This window comes from Nocardia gamkensis NBRC 108242 (assembly GCF_001612985.1).
GTDB classification, from domain to species: Bacteria; Actinomycetota; Actinomycetes; order Mycobacteriales; family Mycobacteriaceae; genus Nocardia; species Nocardia gamkensis.
This window is the reverse complement of sequence record NZ_BDBM01000029.1, coordinates 71,120-92,979: the sequence shown is the minus strand read 5'-3', so window position 1 is coordinate 92,979 and position 21,860 is coordinate 71,120. Positions and strand designations below refer to the sequence as shown.

Sequence of the window (21,860 nt, the reverse complement as noted above, 5' to 3'; positions counted from 1 at the left end):
CCGAGTGAGGACTCCGCGGACGTCTCGCCGCGCTGCCTGATCACTCATGCTCTGTCCTTCCCGCCAGGGCCGGAGGGCCTCGGTAATCGAGCTGCGCTGCCGCCTCCGGTCCTGACCTCTCATACCGTCACCCCCAAGATCTCCGCCGCGGTGCGCACCGCGGCTGTGGCCCGGTCGACGTCGACGCCCGCGACGGCCGACGCGGCGGCGACGGATCCGCCGTCGCGGACCGCCTGCCCGATCGCGCGGCGCTCACCCGATTCGAACGCGCCGAAGGTGCGGCGCAGCAGCGGCAGGGTTTCGACGAAGGTCTCGTCGCCGAGGCCGCGCAGCCAGTCGTCGATGAGCCGCAACAGTTCCCGGTCGTGCACCAGCAACAGACCGCGACCGCCGAGAAACCCGTCGATCCACGCCGCCTTGGCCGCGGCGGTGGCGCCCACCGACAGCGCCGCGGAGAGTCTGCGCGCGGCTTCGGCGTCGTCGATGCGGCCGGCATCGGCGAGCAAACGGACGGCACGCCCCACCAGCGCGCCGTGCACGTCGTCGCGGTCGGCGACGCGGCGCAGCGCGGCCAGCCACTCGCCGGTGGCCCAGTCGTCGTCCCTGGTGTGGATGGCGGTGTGCGCCGCGTCCAGGAGACCGCGCAGCTCGGTGGCGGCGTCGGTGTCCAATCCGGTCACCGCCGCCGACAGGCCCGCGCAGATACGCACCAGCAGCCCGTCGGCGACATGGGCCAGCGCCTTGGTGTCGGTGCCGCGCACGTCGCCGTAACGCAGCGTCCGGATCAGGCCGGGCAGCGCGGCAAGCAGGTGGGTGACGTCGTGGTCGAGCGCCGCGGTGGATTCCAGCCGGGCGATCAATCCGTCCGTGGCGCCGCCCAGGTCGGCCAGCAGCGCGACTTCCAGCGCGGCGGTCAGTTCGCCGACCGAGCGGTCGGCGCGGCTCGCGGTGTCGAGGATTTTCGACTCCGCCGCGCTGCGGATGGTCGTGCCCCAGCGCGAGGCCTCGATGATCGAGATCGCGTACTCGGGATGCCATTGCAGCGTCCAGGTCTCCCGGAAGGTGCCGGTGCTGCGGACCTCGCTGGTGGTGAGCGTGCCCCACTCGATGTCCAGGACCCGCAGCCGGTGCAACAGACGCGACCGCTCGACCTCGCGTTCCTTGCGCAGATCCAGGTCGACGGTGCGGATCGATGGCTCCTGCTTCATCCGCAGCGACCGGATGGTGGCGCGCAGGTCGGCGTCCAGCGGCACGGTCGGCGTCTGCTCCGGAACGGCGCCGAGCGCCTCGCCGACGACGAGTTCACCGATCACCAACCGCAGCATCGTCTCGTCTCCGCCGCACAGCACCGACCGCGTGGCCTCGGTGACCTCCGACAGACCGGCGAGCGGCCGGGCGCGCAACGCGGCGAGGGCGTCGGCGAGCCGGACGGCTTCGATGACGTGCGCGCTGGAGACGGGCAGATCGTGGGCACGCAGCACACCGGCCACCTTGGTCAGCCAGCGGGCGATCGGCCGCTCGGTCGCGGTGAACAGATGGTGATACCAGCCGGGGGAGGTGACCCCCGCGCCGTAGCCGGAGGACGTGGACAGCCGCGAATGCGTCCACGGCACCCAGGTGAGCCGGGCTTTGCTCTTCGGCAGACCTTTGAGCAACCGGGCGTCCGGCGCGGCGGGACCGAGCGCGCCGGTGAGCGCGGGTGCGTGCCACGCACCGCACACCACCGCAAGCCGCCTCGCTCCGTCCTTGAGCGCCTTGCGCATCGTCTGGCGCATATAGGCCTCGCGCCGCAGCGTGTGGGCGTCGACCACGAGTGGCTCGGATGGTGACTCGCGCGACGGCGATTCGGCAACCGCTTCCGCGACCGAATCGGGCTCCGGCCCCGAATCGTCCGCAAGCATGTCGCCCTGGCCACCCGAGTGCTCGACGGATTCGCGCAGCGCGCCCATCGCCTCGGTGATCGCCTCGAACGCGTCGGCGTCCGGGACGGTCTCGACGACGGCATCCCACCAGCGTTCGGCATCGTCGTAGCCGCCCGCCTCGGCGAGCGCGGCCAGCGGATCGAACCGGTCGCCGGGCTCGTCCTCCGTGGCGAGCGTGACGGTGGCGGGCAGATCGCAGAACCGCACGGGCACGTCGTTGTCCACGGCGTAGCGCAGCGCCTGCCATTCGGGGGAGAACACCGCGTAGGGCCAGAACGCGGCCTTGGCGGGTGCGTCGGGCACGTAGGCCAGCAGCGCGACCGGCGGGGACATCCCTTCGGCGGCGACGAGGCCCACCAGCGGATCGGCGTCCGCGGGCCCCTCGATGAGAATCATGTCGGGCCGGAAGGCCGCCAAGGCCAGCCGCAGCGAGCGCGCCGACCCCGGACCATGGTGGCGGATGCCGAAAACCCTGGTTGTCGCGGCGGTTTCGGTGCCGGAGGTCACCCGCTGACCTCACGGCAGGCGCGGTAGAAATCCGCCCAGTCGGGGCGCTCACGGACCACGGCCTCCAGGTACTCGGTCCACACCACCGCATCGGCCACCGGATCCTTGATCACCGAGCCGAGCACCGCGCCCGCGATGTCGGAGGCGCGCAGCACGCCGTCGCCGAAGTGTGCCGAGAGCGCGATCCCGTTGGTGATCACCGAAATCGCCTCGGCCGTGGAGAGTGTTCCGGACGGCGACTTGAGCTTGGTCCGGCCGTCGGCGGTGCTGCCGGAGCGCAACTCGCGGAAGACCCGCACAACCCGCCGCACCTCTTCGGCCGCCGCGGGCACGGTGGGCAGTTCCAGTGCGGCGCCGAGCTGCTCGACCCGCCTGCTGACGATGGCGACCTCCTCGTCCTCGCTCGCGGGCAGCGGCAGCACCACCGTGTTGAACCGGCGGCGCAGCGCGGAGGACAACTCGTTCACCCCGCGGTCGCGGTCGTTGGCGGTGGCGATGACGTTGAAACCCTTGGCGGCCTGCACCTCCATGCCGAGTTCGGGCACCGGCAGGGTCTTCTCGGACAGGATGGTGATCAGCGCGTCCTGCACGTCCGACGGGATGCGGGTGAGCTCTTCGAGCCGTGCGATTGAGCCCGCCCGCATGGCCGTGAGCACCGGCGACGGCACCAGCGCCGCCTCGCTCGGCCCCTCCGCGAGCAGCCGCGCGTAGTTCCAGCCGTAGCGAATGGCCTCCTCGGCCGTGCCCGAGGTGCCCTGCACCAGCAGCGTCGACGCACCGCTGATGGCGGCGGAAAGATGTTCCGACACCCAGGTCTTGGCGGTGCCCGGCACACCGAGCAGCAACAGCGCCCGGTCGGTGGCCAGCGTCGCGACCGCCACTTCCATGAGCCTGCGCGGGCCGACGTACTTGGGGGTGATCACCGTGCCGTCGGGGAGGGAGCCGCCGAGCAGGTAGGTGACCACCGCCCAGGGCGACAGTCGCCAGGACGGCGGGCGGGGCCGGTCGTCGGCGGCGGCGAGGGCGCGCAGCTCGTCGGCGTATGCCTGTTCGGCGTGGGGGCGCAGCAGATCCGGCGCCGGGTCGGTGGTGGTCACTGCAGCTCCTCGAGCATCATCGAGCGGTGGTTGAGGTCATGGGCGAGCTGATCGAAGGCCCGCTCCCAGGCGGGATCGTCACATCGGCGGGCCACCGCGGTCAGTGTGCCCGCGGCGGCGACGGGAAGGTGCACCGCGGCCGCGGCGAGCAGCGACCGGTGCGCGTTCGGTGCGGCGCCGTGCGTCTCGGGACGCCGCGCCGCCGCCCGCGCCCGCTCGAACAGCAGCAGGACCACGTGCTGGGCCAGCGCTTCCGGCCACGGATGGCCCATCGCGGGCAGCAGCGCCTCGATCTCGGAGAGCCACGAGCCGTCCAGCCGCGTCAGGTGCGCGGTCCGATCCGGCAGCGGCAGCAGCGCGAACAGCTCTCGCCTGCGCAGCATCGCCAGGTCCGTGGGCACACCCGCGTCGAACAGCGCTCGCGCCCACGCCGAATCGCGTTGCGCCAGCGCGGCATCCACCCAGCCGTCGAAGACCGGCTGCCGGAATCGGTCGTCGATCGTGGCGCGCACCGCCTGCTGCGGCGTGCCGAGCACACCGGCCCAGTGCGCGAGCGGGGTGGCGGCGACCACCTGCCGGAGCCGGGCCGCGGAGACGTCGGGCGCGCCGTTCCAGCGGTAGGCGAATTCGGTCGTGCGGTCGGTGATCCCATCGCGCTGTGCGGCGGCGTCGAGCGTATCCGGCAGTGAGAGCAGCACATTCGTGTGCAGCATCCGGTGCTCGGCGCGGATCCACGCGTTCGCCCGCTCGCGCATCCGCTGGGTGAACGCCGATCCCGGCAGCAGGGCGAGCAGTCCGGCGGCGGTGCGGCGCACGTCCGCGCGCCGGTCGTCCAGCGCCGCTTCCAGCAGGGACTCGTCGTCCGGGCCGAGCCGGTCGGCGAGCACGGCCAGCAGTTCGGCCTTCAGCGGCCCGGTTTCCTTCGGCCACGCCGCGGTCAGTGCCGCCCTGGCCGCGCCCGCGTCGTCGCGCCGGAGTTCGGCGAGCCAGTCGCGGCGCTCGGGCGGCCGGCCGAACAGCCAGGTGTCGGCGGGGCGCTCGGACGCGGTGGACGGCTGCCGGACCAGGTCGCGCCAGTCCGGATGCCGGGCCGCAAGCCAGCTGCCGCGGGCGCCCGCGAGCCGGAGCAGCGGCTCGCGCAAGGAGGCGTTGATCTTCGCGTGCTCGAGCAGTTGCTCGCAGAGCGCGTCCGGCGCCCGGTAATCGTGCGGCCGCGCCGCGTCGAACCATTCGGGAAGAAATGCCGAGCGCTCCCGCAGCATGCGGGACAGGCGTGCCGCCGCGGCGCGCGGCAACGACGGGCGCGGATCGTCCGCGGCGGGCTCGGGTGCGGCCGCGGTGGCAGGTTCGAGGCCGCCACGGAGGAAAAGGTCTTGCAGCGCGGCGGTTTCGAGGAGCCGCACTGCGGGATCGCTCGGCAATCGATTCGCCGCGCGCGCGATCGACGGCGCGAGCGCGGCGAGATCCGGTGCTCGGCGTGCGGTGCCCAGCAGGGCGACGGACGTGAGGTCCGCGCCTGCGGTCGACCCGACGGGCGGGTGGGACGCTTCGGATCCGAATATCTCGGTGCGCACCAGGTCGACGACCGCACCGGCGGTGAACACCGAAATCGGCTCCAGCCCGTCGGCGCTCCACTCGCCGACCACGGTCACCGGATGACCACCGGAGACGGCCAGTAGTGTCCACGGTTGCTCGCCCGGCCGGATCGGCAGCGCCGTGCCGTCGGATTCGGTGAGGTACCAGCCTTGTTCGGTGCGGGTGGGCACCACGTCGGCCAACAGCATCGGCCAGGAACGCAACCACGGATCGGCGCCCAGCGCCGACGCGTGCGCGGCCAGCGCGGCGGCGATCGTAGCGGGACTGTCGGCGGTGGGCAGTGTGGTGAAAGGTTCGGCGGCGCTGTGCCGTTCCCCCCACAGTGCACGCATCGGTGCGGCGCCCGGATAGAAATGCAGCTGCGCGTCGGCCATCTGCCCGAGCGCGGGAACGTCGGCGGGGAAGCCGGGGGCCCCGAAGGAATGGTCGACCACCAGCGCCCAGCGTCTGCTTGCCCTCCCGTACAGCCAAGTCCGCCGGGTGTAGAGGCGCTCGTCCTCGGTGATCCGCGATCCGAACACCATCCATCGGTCGCGGGCCGGAGGTTCGGCGCGCACCGCCTCGGCCGGGTTGGGATAGCCGACGTGGGTTCGGATGCTGGCGCGCAGCGCGGGAGCCACCGAGTCGAGCTGCCGGTGCGCGGCGATCAGCAGGTGCATCCGCGCGTACTCGCGCAGCACCACATCGGGCCAGTCGGTTCTGGTGGCGATGGCGACCGGGAGCCTGCGCAGGGTGGAGGCGAGGCCGGGGGCCTGCGCGTCGACCATTCTGGCGGCCACGGCCTCGAAGGCGCGATACGAGCGATCGGCCTGCGCGAGCCCGGTGCGTACCTGATCACCGAGCCAGACGTCGAGTTCCTCCAAGCCTGCCGTCACCCGCACCCGCCGCTGTTCGGCGGTGGCCGGGTTCGCGGTGCGCGACCGGTCCGCGGCCGCGGTGGCCCGCCCCGCACGGCCGCCGATCCACGACGCCGCGTAGTCGGCGGTCTCGGGAACGACGGCGACCTCACCCGCGGCCCAGCACAGCAGCAGCGACAGCGCGTGTTTACAGGGAAACTTGCGGCTCGGGCAGGAGCACCGATATGCCGGGCCGGACAGGTCGACGATCGTCTGATACGGCGTGGCGCCGCTGCCCTGGCACTGCCCCCACAGCGCTGTGCCGTGCTGCCCGCACTCGCGCCAGCGGCTCACCAGCTTGCGGGCCGCGGACAGTGAATTCGCGTCCGGCGCCAGCGCCGTGACCTGGTCTTCGGTCCACGGCGTCGTCATCGGGAGGCTCCAGCTCGGTGGTGGCTCATCGCCTTCCTTCGTTGCTCGGTTGACCGGATTTCTACCGCAGCGCACCGACAAGTGCCGCCACCGGTGCCCGGCCGCGCGCGGAACGGCTTGTCCCGGCGCCGTATTCGCCACCCGAACGAATCTTGCGCCGATCGTGGCGCTCTGGCATTCTGTCCTGTTCGGCTCGACCGAGCCACCCGGAACGGGTGTTGACACCATCGAGCTGCCCGCCGGGGTTGGCGAGGGGTGGACATCGAGACGCGGCGCAGGCGTTTCGATGACCATATCCATCCCCGCGGGCAGATTCGCCTGGGTGCGGTGGGCGATCCCGATGCCATCGGGTAGCGTTTCGCACAGCTTCGACAGGCGCCGCGCACGGGGTCGGAGGACGTGTGGCGGCTCGATGGTGGAGGGGATTTTTCGCATGCGCCTGGATCCCGACGCTGTCCAGGTCGCCGGCTCCGCGGACGCGCCGCCCCGGCTCTCGGAGGTGGTCACCCGGCGCCTCGCCGAGGATCCGGCGGTCACGCCCTCGGTCACGCGGACCGTGCTGCGCGCCCTCGGCGCCGCCGAATCGGACGACGCGGCAACGGCGTTCGATCACTCCGGGATCTTCCTGAGCGCCATCCGGGTGTGCGGATTCCGCGGCATAGGTCCCGAGACGACGCTACAGCTGCCGCCGGGTCCTGGTCTCACCCTCGTGGTCGGCCGCAACGGCAGCGGCAAATCCAGTTTCGCCGAGGCCGCCGAATTGGCGCTGACCGGCGGGAACCGCCGGTGGGACGGGCGATCGGCGGCCTGGCGGGAAGGCTGGCGCAACCTGCACGACGGCACGGCCGCCCGGATCGAGCTGGAGATGCTCACCGCCGGTGACGCGCCCCGGCTCACCATCACCAAGGAATGGGCTGCCGACGCCGACCTGCCGGACGCGCACTGGACCCAGCGGTATCCGCCCGCGGCGCCCACGGATTTCGACATGGACCGGTGGACGGCCCAGCTCGAGCTCTACCGCCCCTTCCTGTCCTACAGCGAACTCGGCGCGCTGGTGGACGGGAAACCGAGTGATCTGTTCGACGCGCTGCACCAGCTGCTCGGCCTGGACGAACTCACCTTGGCGCAGGAACGGATCCGGATGCGCCGCCTGGAACTGGAACGCGCCGTGCGGGATTCGCGTCAGGAACGGCTGGAACTGCTGGAACTGCTCGCGTCGGTGGCCGACGACCGCGCGATCCGGGTGGCCGGCTTGCTGCGGCCCGCCCAGCCCGATCTCGCCGCGGTGGGCCGCGAAGTGCTCGGTGTGGTGGACGATCCGGCCGGCCCGGACGGCCTGCGCGCGATCGTGCGGCTCGCGCTGCCCGACGACGCCGAAGTCGACGCGGTGGCCACCCGGCTGGAAGTGTGTGGCGCGGCCCTCGCCGAGGGCACGACCGCAGACGCCGAATCCGATCTGCGTCTGCTCGAACTGCTGCGCAAAGCCCGCGAGCACCAGGCGGCGAGCGGAGCATGTCCGTGCCCGGTGTGCGGCCGCGGCGCATTGGACGAGACGTGGGTGCGCGAGACCGATGCCGCCATCGAGCGACTCGCCGCCCGGGTGGACGCGCTCACCACCGCCCGCATCGAACTCGGCGACGCCGTGCGCGCCGCGCGGGCGCTTCCCGACCTCGTGCCCGCCGAATTGGAATTCGACCCGCGCAACCCTCCGTCGGTCGACACCACGGCGGTGCGCGAGGCCTGGGCGGAGTGGGCCGCGCTGACCGCCACCGAATACACCCCGGACCTGCCCGGCAGGCTGCGCAGCGCGCACGCGCGGCTGGTCGACGAGCTCGACCTGCTACAGAAGGGCACCCGCAAGGAACTCGACCGCCTGGACGAGGTGTGGACGCCGCTGGTGCCGCGGATCGTGGCCTGGCTGGAGGGCGCGCGCGAGGTAGCCGCGCACGCGGCGGAACTGCGCACGGTGAAGAAGGCCGAGGACTGGCTGAAGTCGGCCACCGCGGGCCTGCGCGGCGAGCGCATGACGCCGCTGGAGACGACGGCCCGATGGGTGTGGCGCACGCTGCGGCAGCAGAGCAACGTGGAACTGGGCGCGATCCGATTGCAGGGCAACGCGGGCACCGCGCGCCGCGTGCTGCTCGACGTCACCGTGGACGAGGTGGACGGCGCAGCTCTCGGCGTGATGAGCCAGGGTGAGTTGCACGCGCTCGGTCTCTCGCTGTTCCTGCCGCGAGCCACGGTGGAGCAGAGCCCGTTCCGCTTCGTCATGATCGACGACCCGGTGCAGGCGATGGACCCGGCCAAGGTGGACGGCTTGGCCCAGGTGCTCGCCACGGTGGCCTGGACCCGTCAGGTGGTGGTCTTCACCCATGACGAGCGCCTCGCCGAGGCGGTGCGGCGGATGCAGCTGGACGCGACCGTGCTCGAGGTGCAGCGGCGCGACCGCTCGGTGGTCGAGGTGCGGGTGTCCAGCGATCCGATCCGCCGCTATCTGGACGACGCCCGCGCCCTGGTGCGCACCCCGCAGCTGCCCGCGGCGATCGCCGACGAACTGGTGGCCACGTGCTGCCGTTCCGCGGTGGAGGCGGCCAGCCTGGCGAGGGCACGGCGCACGCTGCTCGCCGCGGGCATGAATCACCGCGAGGTGGAGCGCCACATCGACGCCGCGCAGTCCACCAGGGCGAAGGTGGCGCTGGCGGTCTTCGGGGTCGGCAGCAAGGTCGACGATCTGAACAAGAACCTCATCGCGGCGGAAGGACGGTGGGTGGTGGACGCACTGCGCGACGCCACGGCGGGCGCGCACGTGCCGATCGGGCGCGACATGCGCGAGTTGATCGGCGAGACCGAGAAATTCGTCGCGTGGCTGGCCCGGTGAGGCGCCGATGAGCGGACGGCGTCGGCCGGTCGGCGCACGTCGCGGCCCCGCGGCCGGTGGCAGCGCGTCCCGGCCCGGGCAGCGCGGGCGGAACGACGGAGCGCACCGGCCGCGCGGGAATCGGCCGTCGGTCGCCGAGCGGCTGGAGACGGTCGATCTGCTGCTCGCCGGATCGGTGACCGACGCGGGCGGGCTGTGGTCCCGGGCGACGGCCTGGATTCTGCGGATCGCCTTGGAGCAAGCCGTGGACGAATTGTGGCTGCGGCTGGCACCACCGCTGGTCCGCTGTCCGATGCGGGCGCAGCTGATCGCGCTGCGCGCCTTCGCGGGCCCGGACGAGGCGGCGCGCGTGGCCGTGCTCTGGGCGGCGCTGTCGCGCGCCGCACACCACCACGACTACGAGCTCGCGCCCAGCGTCACCGATCTGCGGCGCTGGCGGGAGCAGACCGTCGCCCTGGCGGCGGATCTGGCGGCGGTGCAGGCGCGCCGGCATTGACCCGGCGATGATGTCTGTCGGCAAGATCGGCCGGAACCGGCACGATGGAGCGGATCAGGACAAGCGGTAGCGAACGTGACCATGGACGGCGCTGCTCGGACCGGAAAGGACGTGGCGTGAGCGGAGCACGGCGCTGCCCCTGTGGGCGTGGCGAGGCTTTCGACGACTGTTGTGGTCCGGTGCTTCGCGGCGAGCGTCCCGCCGCCACCGCCGAAGCGTTGATGCGCTCGCGCTACACCGCGTTCGCGGTGGGAGATGTGGCCTACCTGCTGCGATCCTGGCATCCGCGGACGCGACCGGCCGATCTGACCCTCGACCCGGCCCAGCGCTGGCTGTTCCTCGATGTCACTCGGACCGACCGCGGTGGCCTGTTCGACGACACCGGAACGGTGGAGTTCGTCGCGCACTACCGGGACGAGGACGGTCGCGGCACGCTGCACGAGACCAGCCGATTCGCCCGATCCGACGGCGCCTGGGTGTACCTGGACGGCACGCACGCCGACTGACCGGTAGCGTCGGCGGGCATGGCACGCGTCGCGATCGAGTACTGCACCCAATGCCGCTGGCTGCTGCGGGCGAGCTGGATGGCGCAGGAATTGCTCAGCACGTTCGCCACCGACCTGGACGAAGTCGCGCTCCGGCCGGGCTCGGGCGGGATCTTCCGGATCACCGTCGACGGCGAGCAGATCTGGGAGCGCAAGACCGACGGCGGCTTTCCCGACATAGCGGTGCTGAAGCAGCGGGTGCGCGACCGGGTGGCACCCGAGCGCGACCTCGGTCACGCCGACCGGCGCGACTGAAACCGCGCCGGGAAGTCAGCCGCAGCAGCCGCCACCGCAGCAACCGCCACCCGCGGGCGGCGCCGCCGGACTCGGCGCGGGCGCGCTCCCGCCGCCCCGTGAGACGGTGGCGAAGGTGGTCAGCAGTTTGACCGTGTCGTCGTGGCCGATCGGGCAGGTCGCGGGCGCCGACGCCTCGGCCATCGGGCGGGAAACCTCGAACGTGTCGCCGCAGCTGCGGCACCGGTAGCTGTAACTCGGCATCCGCTCAGTTTAAGCGCCGCGCCGCGCTGCGTTCGGCTCGGACCGCGCCGAAACGTTCGCGGCCGCGCGGCACATCCGAACGTCGGTCGAACGACGTCGCGATCATGGCAAGGAGCGAGCGGGAGCACCGTTGCGGCTACCGAGGGCGGCGGCGAGTGATGGCCGCCGCAGTGACCGATTCGACATCGCGGCTCCGGACAGGTGCCTGAACAGCGGATGAATCGCAGGCGACGCGGCCATGTCTCGGCAACACAACGTGGACTACCTGATCTTCGACGTACTCTCGAAAAAGAAGTATGAGGAGGTCGGCGATGCGTGCTCAATTCTCCGAGGCGGTGCCCGGTCCCGACGGTTCCGCCGAGCCCATCGCGCGAACGGTGCACGGCGACGTACGCGGCGTGCGCGAGGGCGCGGTGTCCGTCTGGCGCAGCATTCCGTATGCCGCGGCCCCCGCCGGCCCGGCCCGGTTCGCGCGCCCCCGGCCCCCGCGGCCGTGGGACGGAGTGCGCGACTGCACCGCGTTCGGGCAGATCGCGCCCCAGACGATGGGCACCATGGTCCCCATCGATTCGGGCCTGACCATGGGCGAGGACTGCCTGTGGCTCAATGTCTGGTCACCGCGGCCCGAGACCGGCGATCCCGCCCGGGTCGCGGAAACCGAACCGCGCCCGGTCATGGTCTGGCTGCACGGCGGAGCGTACTGCCTCGGCACCGCAGCGCAGCAGATCTACGACGGGCGCAAGCTGGCCGCGACCGGCGACGTCGTGGTGGTGAGCGTCAACTACCGGCTCGGCGCGCTCGGCTTCCTCGACCTGTCCTCGCTCGGCGACGACTTCGCGCCGAACCTCGGCCTGCACGACCAGATCGCCGCACTGGAGTGGGTGCGCGAGAACATCGCCGCGTTCGGCGGCGATCCCGGCAACGTCACGCTCTTCGGCGAATCCTCCGGCGCGGGTTGCGTCACCGCGCTGCTCACCGCACCGCGCGCGGTCGGCTTGTTCCACCGGGCGATCGCGCAGAGCCCGCCCGCGACCACGGTGTTCGGGCCCGAGCGCGCCGCGACGGTGGCGCAGCGCTTCCTCGAGCTGATCGAACTGCCCGCGAGCAGGGCCGAGGAACTGCTGGAATGCCCGATCGACCGGATCGTGGCGGCGGCGGGCGTCCTGCTCGACGAGATACCGCTGAAGGAGCCGGGCAGACTGGCGGCGGCCCCCGTGGTCGACGGCGATCTGCTGCCGACCTACCCGATCGACCGGTTCCAGCGCGGACGATCGCACCGGGTGCCGTTGATCATCGGCACCAACAAGGACGAGGCGTCGCTGTTCCGGCTGCTGCGCTCGCCGATCATGCCGGTGACGCCGGACGCGGTGAACGCGATGCTGCGTGACGTCGCCGCGGGCCACCCGGAGATGTCCGCGGAGCGGATCGCCGAGATCACCTCGGCCTACCCGGACCTGAACAAGGCACGCGGCGCGCTGGCGATGTCCACCGACGCGGCGTTCCGGATGCCCGCGCACTGGGTGGCCGACGGTCACGCCGAGCACTCGCCCACCTGGATGTACCGCTTCGACTACGCCACCCCGATGTTGCGGGCGGCCCGGGTCGGCGCGGGTCACGCCACCGAATTGCCGTATGTCTTCGGCAATTTCGGCACGATCAACCGCGACCCCACCTTCTGGCTGGGCGGCCGCAAGGCGGCCACGGAGGTCTCCGGGCGCATGATGCGCCGCTGGCTGGCCTTCGTCACCCACGGCGTCCCCGCGGCGCTCGACGGCTCCAAACACTGGCCGCCCTACCGACTCGCGGACCGCGCCACCCTGCTCATCGACAGCGTCGATCGCGTGGTCGAGGATCCCGACCGCGACCTGCACACCGCCTGGGGGCAACAGGCCGTCGGCTTCTCCTGACCGGCTGCTTCTCGCACCGTCGCGTGCGTGGAGGTCAGGACGGCGTGTGCGGCCCGGATTCGCCGGACGATCACCTGGGCGTGGCGAGCGGAAGGCGCCTCAGACGTCGGTGGAGAAGCGGATGCCGCCGTCGGGAATCACCACACCGGGCCAGACGCGCGCTCCGCGGAGCAGTTCGCAGCGGGCGCCGATGTGCGCGCCGTCCCCGATGACGCCGTCGCGGACGAGCGCCCGCGGGCCGATGCGCGCCCCGAACCCGATGATGGTGCGCTCGACCGTGGCGCCCGCCTCGATCACCGCGCCGTCGAAGACCACCGCGCCGTCCAGGCGCGCGCCCGCGCCGATCTCGGCGCCGCGGCCGACGACCGTCCCGCCGATGAGCACCGCACCCGGCGCGACGCCCGCGCCGGGATGGACCAGCGATTCACCGCGCTGACCGGGCAGGGCGGGGGAGGGCGCGATGCCGCGGACCAGGTCGGCGGAGCCGCGCACGAAGTCCTCGGGAGTGCCCATGTCGCGCCAGTAGGAAGCGTCGACGTACCCCTGGAGGCGGGCGCCCTCGGTCAGCAGCGCGGGGAACACCTCGCGCTCGACCGACACCGGGCGCCCGGCCGGGATCTTCTCGATGTACTCGCGGCGGAAGACGTAGCATCCGGCGTTGATCTGATCGGTCGGCGGATCCTGGGTCTTCTCCAGGAACGCGGTGACCCGGCCGTCCTCGTCGGTGGGCACGCAGCCGAACGCGCGCGGGTCGCTGACCCGGACCAGGTGCAGCGTCACGTCGGCGCGGGTCGACTCGTGGGTGTCGAGTACCGCGCCGAGATCGGTGCCGCCCAGCACGTCGCCGTTGAACACCATCACGTTGTCCGCGCGCAGCTTGGGCAGCACGTTGCGGATGGCGCCGCCGGTGCCCAGCGGCTCGGTCTCGGTGACGTACTCGATCTCCAAGCCGAGCTCGGAGCCGTCGCCGAAGTGCTCCTCGAACACCTCGGCCTTGAACGACGTGCCGAGCACCACATGGGTGATCCCGGCCTCCGCGATGCGGGCGAGCAGATGGGTCAGGAACGGCAGCCCGGCCGTCGGCAGCATCGGCTTGGGCGCCGAAAGGGTCAGCGGGCGCAGCCGCGTTCCCTGCCCGCCGACCAGGATCACCGCGTCGGTGCCTGTATTTCCTGCCATCAAGCTCCCCTGTTCACAAGGTCGTTTCTCGCCTGCGCCGCCGGTTACCCGGCGTCGCGCGCCTGCTGGCGCAGGGCAGATCGAACCGCAATCCGCGAGCGGATCGCAAGTCCGGCCCGCAACGCCAGCCGCAGCGGAGCCTGCCACCAGTGCGGATGCCGGTCGGCCTGGAACCGGTAGGCGCTGGCGTGATGGGCGGGCAGCATGACCTCGGGATGGCGGCCCGCCGCGTGGCCCTTGGCGTGGGTCACCTCGGCGTCCGGCACGAACACGTTGTGCCAGCCCGCCTTGCCCATCCGGTCGCCGAAGTCGACGTCCTCCATGTACATGAAGTAGCGCGAGTCGAATCCGTCGATCGAGTCGAATGCCGCGCGTCGTACCAGCAGGCACGAGCCCGACAGCCAGCCGACGGCCCGCTCGGAGATCTCCTCGTTCTCCTGCCGGTACCGGCGGGTCCAGGGGTTGGACTTCCACACCGTGCCCAGGATCGCGTGCCCGGCTCCGTCGAGCAGGCCGGGCACCCGGCGGGCCGACGGGTACACGCTGCCGTCCGGCTCGAGCACCAGCGGCCCGAGCGCACCGGCGCGCGGCCAGCGCTTGGCGGCGGCTAGCAGCTTGTCGATGGAATCGGTGCCCCAGCGGATGTCCGGGTTGGCGATCACGATGAACTCGATGTCCGGATCGATCTCCGCGACCGCCCGGTTGATCGCGCCGCCGTAGCCGATGTTGCCGCCGGTGCGTAGGAGCCGCACGTGCGAATTCGCCTCGGCGGCCAGCTCCGGCACACCGTCCACCGACCCGTTGTCGGCGAGGATCACCTGCGGCTTCTCCGCGGTGGCCCCGGCGAGGGTGCTGATGAAGTGCTCGAGGTGCTCACCCGGCGAGTAGGTCACCGTGACGACGGCCAGGCCCGCGGGCGCCGCGGAATCGGAATCACTCACGACAGGCAACTCTAGTGGGCGCAGCCGGACTCCGTTCGCCGATGGTCCGCCCGAGGCCGCGGCGAAGGCGAAGGTACGCGCTAGCCGGACCGTCGTGCCAGCGCGTCCCCCAGCGCGGTCCGCCAATCCCGCAGCGGGCGCAGCCCGGCATCGTTCCAGGCCCGCGGCGACAACACCGAATACGCCGGGCGCCGTGCGGGTCTGGGAAAAGCGGACGAGTCGCACGGGCGGACGCGCCCCGGATCGGCGCCGATACCCGCGAATACCGCGCGGGCGAGTTCGAATCGACTGGCCCGCCCCGCATTGGTGGCGTGCACCACCCGGGGGGCATCCGGGCGGTCCGCCAGTTCCAACAGCGCGGCGGCCAGATCAGCGGCGTAGGTGGGCGAGCCGACCTCGTCGTCGACCACGTCGACGGTGTCGCGTTCGCGCTCCAGCCGCAGCATGGTGGCGACGAAATCGCCACCGCGCCCGGTGTATACCCACGCGGTGCGCACCACGTGCGCGTCGGGGCAGCGGCTGAGCACCGCTTGTTCACCCGCGAGCTTGGACGCTCCGTACACCGACGTCGGCCCCGTCACATCCGCAGTGTCGTACGGCCGATCCTGGGTACCTGGAAAGACGTAATCGGTGGACAGATGGATCAGCCGGGCACCGAGGTCGGCGCAGACCTCGGCGAGCACGGCCGGTCCGGTGGCGTTGCCCGCGTACGCCGCTTCGGCTTCGGTTTCGGCCCGGTCCACGGCGGTGTAGGCGGCGCAGTTCAGCACCACGTCGCCGGGCGCGAGTACCGCGCGCACGGCGACGGGGTCGGTGATGTCGAGTTCGGCGCGCCCGTAGCCGCTGGCGGCCGGAGCCAGGCGCAGCAGTTCCCGGCCCACCTGTCCGTGCGCCCCCGTGACGACGAGGCGGACGGAGACGGTGGACTCGGGCGCGGTGGGGTCGGTCACGGGCGCAAGTCTGGCACGCCGCCGATTGCGCGGTTGCGGCCGTTCGCGATAACCGTTCGATAGCCTTGAGCTATCGGGGATCCCGAAATCGGGCGGGGCGAGCGGTAACCATGGTGGCGGATCGGTTGCGCACGCATCGCCATGACACCGAGTTTCGGCGAGAGGATTGGGATGTCGCAGCGGAGGGGCACATCGGCGTTGTCGCGGACGAGGGGATCCGGCGGCCCGGCCTTCGGGCCGCTGCGCTCGATCGCGGTGGCCGCCGCCGTGATCGTGCTGGCGCTCACCGGTTTCGCCTGGCACAGCGTGGACGCGCTGGTCGCCGACATCGAGCGCTTGGGCGATCTCGGCCTCGGCGGTAATCGCGACGGCGCGGTGGACATCTTGCTGGTCGGTGTGGACAGCCGCACCGACGCACACGGCAACCCCCTGTCGGACGCCGAGCGCGCGATGCTGCACGCGGGCGACGAGGTCGGCACCAACACCGACACCATCGTGCTGCTGCGCGTGCCGAACGACGGGCGCTCGGCGACCGCCATCTCGATCCCGCGCGACTCCTACGTCAACATTCCGGGCCTGGGCATGGGCAAGATCAACTCGGCCTACGGCGCGACCAAGGCGATGCAGATCCAGAAGCTCACCGATCAAGGGGTCTCGGCCGCCGACGCCGATCGGCAGTCCACGCAGGCGGGCAGGCAGGCGCTGATCAAGACGGTGGCCGGGCTCACGGGCATCACCGTCGACCACTACGCCGAGGTCAGCCTGCTCGGCTTCGCGCTGCTCACCGACGCCGTCGGCGGAGTCGAGGTGTGCCTGAAGAACCCGGTGGACGAATGGATGTCCGGCGCCAGATTCCCCGCGGGGCGCCAGCGCCTGGACGGGCCGCGAGCGCTGAGTTTCGTGCGCCAGCGCCACGATCTGCCGCGCGGCGACATCGACCGCATCGTGCGCCAGCAGGTGTTCATGGCCCAGCTGGTGCAGCAGGTGCTCAGCGCGAAGACGCTGGCCAATCCGCTCAAGCTCCAGCAACTCAGCGACGCGGTGGGGCGCACCATCGTGCTGGACGAGGACTGGGACGTGCTGGCGTTCCTGCAGCGGTTGAAGGATCTGTCCGGCGGCCGGGTGAAATTCGAGACCATTCCGGTCGCCGACCTCAACGGGGAGACCGGCAACGGCGAATCCGTGGTCAAGGTCGAGCCGAAGGCGGTCCGGTCCTATATCGCCTCGCTGGTGGGCGACGCTCCGGCCCCGCGGAACGCCGAGCCGGGCTTCGACCCCGCGACGGTGACCGTCAGCGTCTACAACGCGGGCGGCGTCGGCGGACTCGCGGCCGAGGTGGCCCAGGCACTCAACACCAAGGGATTCCGTCAAGGCGTGGTGACCAACTACAGCGGCAACCGCGTGACCAGCAGCAGGGTGCTCGCGGCGGACACTTCCAGCCCGAAGGCTCAGGCGGTGGCCAAGGCGCTCGGCGGCCTGGCGGTGCTCGCGGATCCGGCGCTGTCCCCGGATGCGGTGAGCGTCGTGCTGGCGAGCGACTATTCTGGTCCGGGCTCATCGGCGAGCCGGGTGTTCGATCTGTCCGGAACGTCGACCGCGGCCACGCCAGTCCCACCCGCTCCACCGATCGACGCAGGCCAGAACGGACCGAAATGCGTGAACTGAACCATGCGTGATATCGACCAGGCACACACTCTCACCGAAGCGGTACTCGATCCGATCCTCGCCCGCGAGCCCGCGGGCCCGCGGGTCACCTACTACGACGACGCCACCGGAGCGCGCATCGAGCTGTCCGGCGCGACGCTGGCGAACTGGGCGGCCAAGACCGCCAACCTGATTCGCGACGAGTTCGGCCTGAGCCCGGGGGCCCGGGTCGCCGTCTTGCTCCCGGCGCACTGGCAGACCGCGGCGGTGCTGCTGGGCTGCTGGTGGGCGGGTACCGAGGTGGTGCTGCGCCCCGACGAGGACGCCGATCTGGCCCTGGTCACCCCGGATCGCCTGGACGACGCCGACGGCGCGGGCGAGGCCGCGGCGCTGTCGCTGGACGCCATGGGCTCCCCGGTGCGCGACCTGCCGATCGGAGTCACCGATTTCGCCACCTCGGTACGCGTGCACGGCGACCAATTCCTGCCCCGCGGCGCCGGTGTCGCGCTGGACGGCATGCCGGTCTCCGAAGTGCTCGCCGAAGCGCGGAAATCAGCTATGCGCCAGGGCTTCGCCGAGGGGGACCGGGTGCTGTCCAGCACGCCGTGGGACACTCCGGCCGAACTGATCGACGGATATCTCGCGGTGCTCGCCGCGGGCGCCTCGCTGGTGCAGGTGGTCAACCCCGATCCGGCGTTGCGCGACCGGCGCATCACCTCGGAGCGGGTCACCGCTCAGCGCGGCTGAGCGACTCCTACCACGGTATAAGCGCCGAATCCGACCTGAGGACGTTCCACAACCCGGTGGCGTTCCGTACGGTGGAGTCATTGCACGACGACGGGGTTGGACAATGAAGCCACAGTATTGGTTCCGCTGGTTGTCCGTGCAGGGCGCGCCTCGGCTCGTCCTGCGCATGCAGGCGCGCCGCGGTGACCCGTTCGCCGAATTGATGGGCGGGACCGCGGGCTTCGACGACCCATATCCGCTGATCGAGCGGTTGCGCGGGCAGCACAGGCTGCTGCGCACCTCGATCGCGTGGGCGACCTTCGACCACGAGCTGTGCCGGTCCATCCTGCGCGACAGCCGTTTCGGCGTGCGCACCACGGAGAGCTTCAACATCCCCAAGCCGCTACAGAAGCTGGCCGAGCGCTTTCCGCTGCCGCCGAATCCGGTCGAGCCGCCGTCCATGCTGGTGATCGATCCGCCGCAGCACACGGCGATGCGCAAGCCGGTGGCCTCCGCCTTCACCCCGCGCGCGATCCGCAGACTGCGCGACCGCGTCGAGACGGTCACCGAGGAACTGCTGGACGCGCTGCCCGCGCACGGTTCGGCGGACCTGATCCGGTCGTTCGCCGCCCAGGTGCCGATTGCGATCATCTCCGAGATGCTCGGCTTCCCCGACGAGGACAAGGCGAAATTCCTCGACTGGGGCGATCGGATGACGCCCCTGCTGGACATCGGCATCCCGTGGCGAGCGCACCGCAGAGCACTGCTGGCCATGGAGGTGATGAACGCCTACCTCGACGGGCACATCGAACGGTTGCGCCGCGAGCCGGGCGAGGACATCCTCTCCAGCCTGGTCACCGCCGGTGAGCTGGACTCCGACGCGCTCAAGGCCACCGCCAGCCTGCTCATGGGCGCCGGTTTCGAGACGACGGTCAACCTGATCGGCAACGGTGTCGCACAACTGCTGGCCCATCCGGATCAGCTGGAGCGGCTGCGCGACGACCCGGAGCTGTGGCCCAACGCCGTCGAGGAGATCCTGCGCTTCGACTCGCCGGTGCAGACCACCGCGCGGACCGCGCTGACCGACGTGGAGATCGACGGAATGACAGTGCGCAAGGGCAACACGGTGGTGCTGTCGCTGGCCGGCGCCAACCGCGACCCGGCCATGTTCGCCGAGCCCGGCCGGTTCGATGTCGGACGGGCCAATGCCAAGGAGCACCTGTCCTTCAGCAGCGGCGTGCACGTCTGTCTCGGGGCCGGTCTGGCCAGGATGGAAGGCGTCTACGCGCTGCAAGCCCTGTTCGAGCGCTTTCCGGACCTGCGCCTGGACGGTCCGCCCGAGCGCCGGGCGCTGTTCACCCTGCACGGCTACGAGCGGATGCCGGTGCGCCTCGGTCAGCGCGCACAGGCGGCGGAGCCGGTCTGATCAGCCGGTCGTGGTCTTCCATACGTAGCGGGTCTTCGGGCGTCCGGCCCTTCCGTAGTCCGAGCGGCGCACGACCAGTCCGTCGTCGGCCAATTTCTCCAGGTAGCGCCATGCGGTGATGCGCGAGACGCCGATCGAGGTCGCGGTGTCCGCGGCCGTCACGCCCTCGGCTTCGGCCGCACGCACGGTGCGGGAGATCTCGTCGAGGGTCTGCGGCGCGACGCCCTTGGGGGTGGCCGCGCGCTGGTCGGGGGTGCGCAGCGCGCTCAGCGCCCGATCGATGTCGTGCTGGGAGATGGCGCTCTCACCGGCCGGAAGTGCCGTGCGGAACTCCCGATACCGCTCGAGCTTGTCGCGGAACGCGGCGAAGGTGAACGGCTTCAGCAGATACAGCACGACCCCGTGCGATACGGCGGTGCGCACCATGGCCAGGTCGCGGGCGGAGGTGATGGCGATGACGTCCGGGCGCGGCGCCAGGCCGGTCAGCGCGGCGGCCACGTCGAGGCCGCTCGCGTCCGGCAGGCCGATGTCCATCAGCACCAGGTCGATCGGCGTGCCCTCGGCCGCGGCGTCGGCCGCCGCGCGCATCGCCTCGCGCCCGGTATGGACGACGCCGACGGGCGTGAATCCGGCGATGCGCTCCACATAGGCGCGGTGCGCCTCGGCGATCAGCGGCTCGTCCTCGACGATCAGCACACGAATCATCGTGCTTCCTTCCGTGGAATCGTCACGGTCACCGCGCTTTCGGGGTCCCGTTGCGTGCGGATGCTTCCCCCGTGGCGGGCCACCAGCCGGTGGACCAGCGCGAGTCCCAGCCCGTGGTGGTCGGTCTTGGTCGAATAGCCCCGCTGGGACGCGCGCGCGAACATCTCCTCCGACATGCCGGGGCCGCTGTCGGCCACCCGGATGTAGAGCAGGGACTCGTCCGTGGCGTCCGCGCGCTGGTGTCGCAAGGTGACCTCCACCCAGCCGGACGTACTGTCCGCCGCGGCATCGATGGCGTTGTCGACGAGATTGCCCACGAGCGTGACGGTCTCGTGCTGGGACAGCGGGTCCACCGAGTCGAGCGCGGTGTCGTCGGTGATCGTCAGCTCGATGCCGCGTTCGGCGGCCTGATTCACCTTGCCGAGTAGCAGCGCGGCCAGGGCGGGCGCGCCCACCGCGGCGAACAGCCGGTCGATCAACGACTGGGACAGTTCGAGTTCCGCGGTGGCGAACTCGACCGCCTCCCGGTGGCGGCCGAGCTCGACCATGGTGACCACGGTGTGCAAACGGTTGGCGGATTCGTGCGCCTGCGCCTGCAACGATGCCGCGAAGCCGCGCACGGAATCGAGTTCGCCCATCACCGACTGCAATTCGGTGTGGTCGCGGATGGTCATCACGGTGCCGATCGCCCGGCCATCCCACTCCACGGTGTCCTGGTTGACCAGCAGGATCCGGTCGGTTGTCACGTGCATCTCGTCACGGACGGTGCCCCAGCTCATCCGCTGCAACGACAGCGGGAGATCGCTGCGCCGGACGTCGCCCGGGGGCAGGTCGAGCAGGCGGCGCGCCTCGTCGTTGACCACCTCGGCGTCCTCGCCGGAGGGCCCGAACACCACCAGGCCCTCGTGCACCGAGTGCAGGACCGCGTCGTGGTGTTCGTACATCGCGCGCAGTTCGTCGGGCGCCAAGCCGTGGGTCTGGCGCCGTAACCTGCGGCTGAGCAGGAACGATCCGCCCGCGGCCAGCAACAGACCCGCGCCGGCGACGCCGAGGATCACCGGGAGCTGGGTGGCTACCTGGTCGCCGATCTTCGCCCGCGTCACGCCCGCGGAGACCAAGGCGACGATCCGCCCGTTGTCGTGCACCGGAGTCACCGCCCGGATGGAGGGGCCCAGTGTGCCGGTGAAGGTCTCGGTGAAGGTCTCCCCGGCCAGCGCGCGATCGATGGTGCCGCTGAACGGCAGCCCGATCATGGCCGGATTGGTGTGCGTATAGCGCGTGCGGTCCGGCGCCATGACCACGATGAAGTCCATGCCGGTCTCGTGCCGGATCTCCTCGGTCACCGGCTGCAATCGCGCCGTCGGATCCGCGCCGCGCAGCGCCTCGATGGTGGAGGGCGCGTCGGCCACGCTCACCGCGACGTCGGTGACCTCCCTGGTGGTGGTGACGTCGCTGTCGTGCCTGGCGTCCAGGACCGCGAGCACCACACCGATCGCGATCATCACCGCGAGTACGACCAACTGGAAGACGAACGCCTGCCCGGCGAGGGAGAGCCGACCGCGTCTCACAAGCTCT

At 71.4% G+C, this 21,860-nt stretch carries 17 protein-coding genes; 8 read left to right on the top strand and 9 right to left on the bottom strand.

The genetic code is table 11. The features are described 5' to 3' along the window. Positions 1-119 precede the first annotated feature (119 nt). The 3 genes from NG1_RS22610 to NG1_RS22600 are packed head-to-tail and all read right to left on the bottom strand — an operon-like array spanning position 120 to position 6,390. The gene (locus NG1_RS22610; protein WP_062973848.1) at positions 120-2,429 is read right to left on the bottom strand and encodes a DUF5682 family protein; all 2,310 of its coding nucleotides are present in this window, start codon (positions 2,427-2,429) and stop codon (positions 120-122) included. Beyond that, complete coding sequence (locus NG1_RS22605) at positions 2,426-3,526, bottom strand: ATP-binding protein (RefSeq protein ID WP_062973846.1); 1,101 nt, start codon at positions 3,524-3,526, stop codon at positions 2,426-2,428. The genes NG1_RS22610 and NG1_RS22605 overlap by 4 nt, the downstream gene beginning before the upstream one ends. Beyond that, positions 3,523-6,390 (bottom strand): SWIM zinc finger family protein, encoded by a 2,868-nt coding sequence (locus NG1_RS22600; protein WP_062973844.1) that lies wholly within the window; start codon positions 6,388-6,390, stop codon positions 3,523-3,525. The genes NG1_RS22605 and NG1_RS22600 overlap by 4 nt, the downstream gene beginning before the upstream one ends. Positions 6,391-6,823: 433 nt before the next feature. Here NG1_RS22600 and NG1_RS22595 point away from each other — a divergent pair, with 433 nt between their 5' ends. From NG1_RS22595 to NG1_RS22580, 4 genes are all read left to right on the top strand, one after another. Beyond that, positions 6,824-9,268 (top strand): AAA family ATPase, encoded by a 2,445-nt coding sequence (locus NG1_RS22595; protein WP_062973842.1) that lies wholly within the window; start codon positions 6,824-6,826, stop codon positions 9,266-9,268. A gap of 7 nt (positions 9,269-9,275) precedes the next feature. Continuing rightward, positions 9,276-9,764 (top strand): hypothetical protein, encoded by a 489-nt coding sequence (locus NG1_RS22590; protein WP_084499110.1) that lies wholly within the window; start codon positions 9,276-9,278, stop codon positions 9,762-9,764. Positions 9,765-9,880: 116 nt separating this feature from the next. Further along, a complete protein-coding gene (locus tag NG1_RS22585; RefSeq protein WP_062973840.1) occupies positions 9,881-10,270 on the top strand; it encodes a YchJ family protein in 390 nt (129 codons plus the stop codon). An 18-nt stretch (positions 10,271-10,288) separates the two neighbouring features. Then, positions 10,289-10,564, top strand: a complete 276-nt coding sequence (locus tag NG1_RS22580) for an Rdx family protein (protein WP_040869283.1) — start codon at positions 10,289-10,291, stop codon at positions 10,562-10,564. 15 nt (positions 10,565-10,579) lie between these two features. Here the strand turns inward: NG1_RS22580 and NG1_RS35845 are convergent, their stop codons facing one another. Next, entirely contained in the window at positions 10,580-10,807 is a 228-nt protein-coding gene (locus tag NG1_RS35845; protein ID WP_084499109.1) for an FmdB family zinc ribbon protein, read from the bottom strand. A 311-nt stretch (positions 10,808-11,118) separates the two neighbouring features. On the opposite strand from NG1_RS35845, the gene NG1_RS22575 reads away from it, so the two are divergent. After that, positions 11,119-12,714 carry a carboxylesterase/lipase family protein gene (locus tag NG1_RS22575; RefSeq protein ID WP_084499108.1) on the top strand — a complete coding sequence of 532 codons (1,596 nt, stop codon included), beginning with the start codon at positions 11,119-11,121 and terminating at the stop codon, positions 12,712-12,714. 99 nt (positions 12,715-12,813) lie between these two features. Here the strand turns inward: NG1_RS22575 and manB are convergent, their stop codons facing one another. The 3 genes from manB to rfbD all read right to left on the bottom strand — a co-directional run bounded on the left by manB (position 12,814) and on the right by rfbD (position 15,784). Beyond that, a complete protein-coding gene (gene manB / locus NG1_RS22570; RefSeq protein ID WP_040869274.1) occupies positions 12,814-13,893 on the bottom strand; it encodes a mannose-1-phosphate guanylyltransferase in 1,080 nt (359 codons plus the stop codon). A gap of 44 nt (positions 13,894-13,937) precedes the next feature. Beyond that, complete coding sequence (locus tag NG1_RS22565; protein WP_040869272.1) at positions 13,938-14,834, bottom strand: glycosyltransferase family 2 protein; 897 nt, start codon at positions 14,832-14,834, stop codon at positions 13,938-13,940. Between the two features lie 80 nt (positions 14,835-14,914). Beyond that, positions 14,915-15,784 carry a dTDP-4-dehydrorhamnose reductase gene (rfbD, locus tag NG1_RS22560; protein ID WP_062973838.1) on the bottom strand — a complete coding sequence of 290 codons (870 nt, stop codon included), beginning with the start codon at positions 15,782-15,784 and terminating at the stop codon, positions 14,915-14,917. A gap of 171 nt (positions 15,785-15,955) precedes the next feature. On the opposite strand from rfbD, the gene NG1_RS22555 reads away from it, so the two are divergent. From NG1_RS22555 to NG1_RS22545, 3 genes are all read left to right on the top strand, one after another. After that, positions 15,956-17,449, top strand: coding sequence for an LCP family protein (locus NG1_RS22555; protein WP_168434227.1), 1,494 nt, complete (start codon positions 15,956-15,958; stop codon positions 17,447-17,449). A gap of 3 nt (positions 17,450-17,452) precedes the next feature. Beyond that, positions 17,453-18,175 (top strand): TIGR03089 family protein, encoded by a 723-nt coding sequence (locus NG1_RS22550; RefSeq protein WP_040869268.1) that lies wholly within the window; start codon positions 17,453-17,455, stop codon positions 18,173-18,175. A 103-nt stretch (positions 18,176-18,278) separates the two neighbouring features. Then, a complete protein-coding gene (locus NG1_RS22545; protein WP_062973837.1) occupies positions 18,279-19,580 on the top strand; it encodes a cytochrome P450 in 1,302 nt (433 codons plus the stop codon). Here NG1_RS22545 and NG1_RS22540 read toward each other — a convergent pair whose 3' ends face one another. Together NG1_RS22540 and NG1_RS22535 are read right to left on the bottom strand one after the other, a co-directional pair. Further along, the gene (locus tag NG1_RS22540) at positions 19,581-20,285 is read right to left on the bottom strand and encodes a response regulator (RefSeq protein WP_040869265.1); all 705 of its coding nucleotides are present in this window, start codon (positions 20,283-20,285) and stop codon (positions 19,581-19,583) included. Further along, positions 20,282-21,787, bottom strand: a complete 1,506-nt coding sequence (locus NG1_RS22535) for a sensor histidine kinase (protein WP_062973908.1) — start codon at positions 21,785-21,787, stop codon at positions 20,282-20,284. Before NG1_RS22535 ends, NG1_RS22540 begins: the two co-directional genes overlap by 4 nt. Positions 21,788-21,860: the final 73 nt, after the last annotated feature.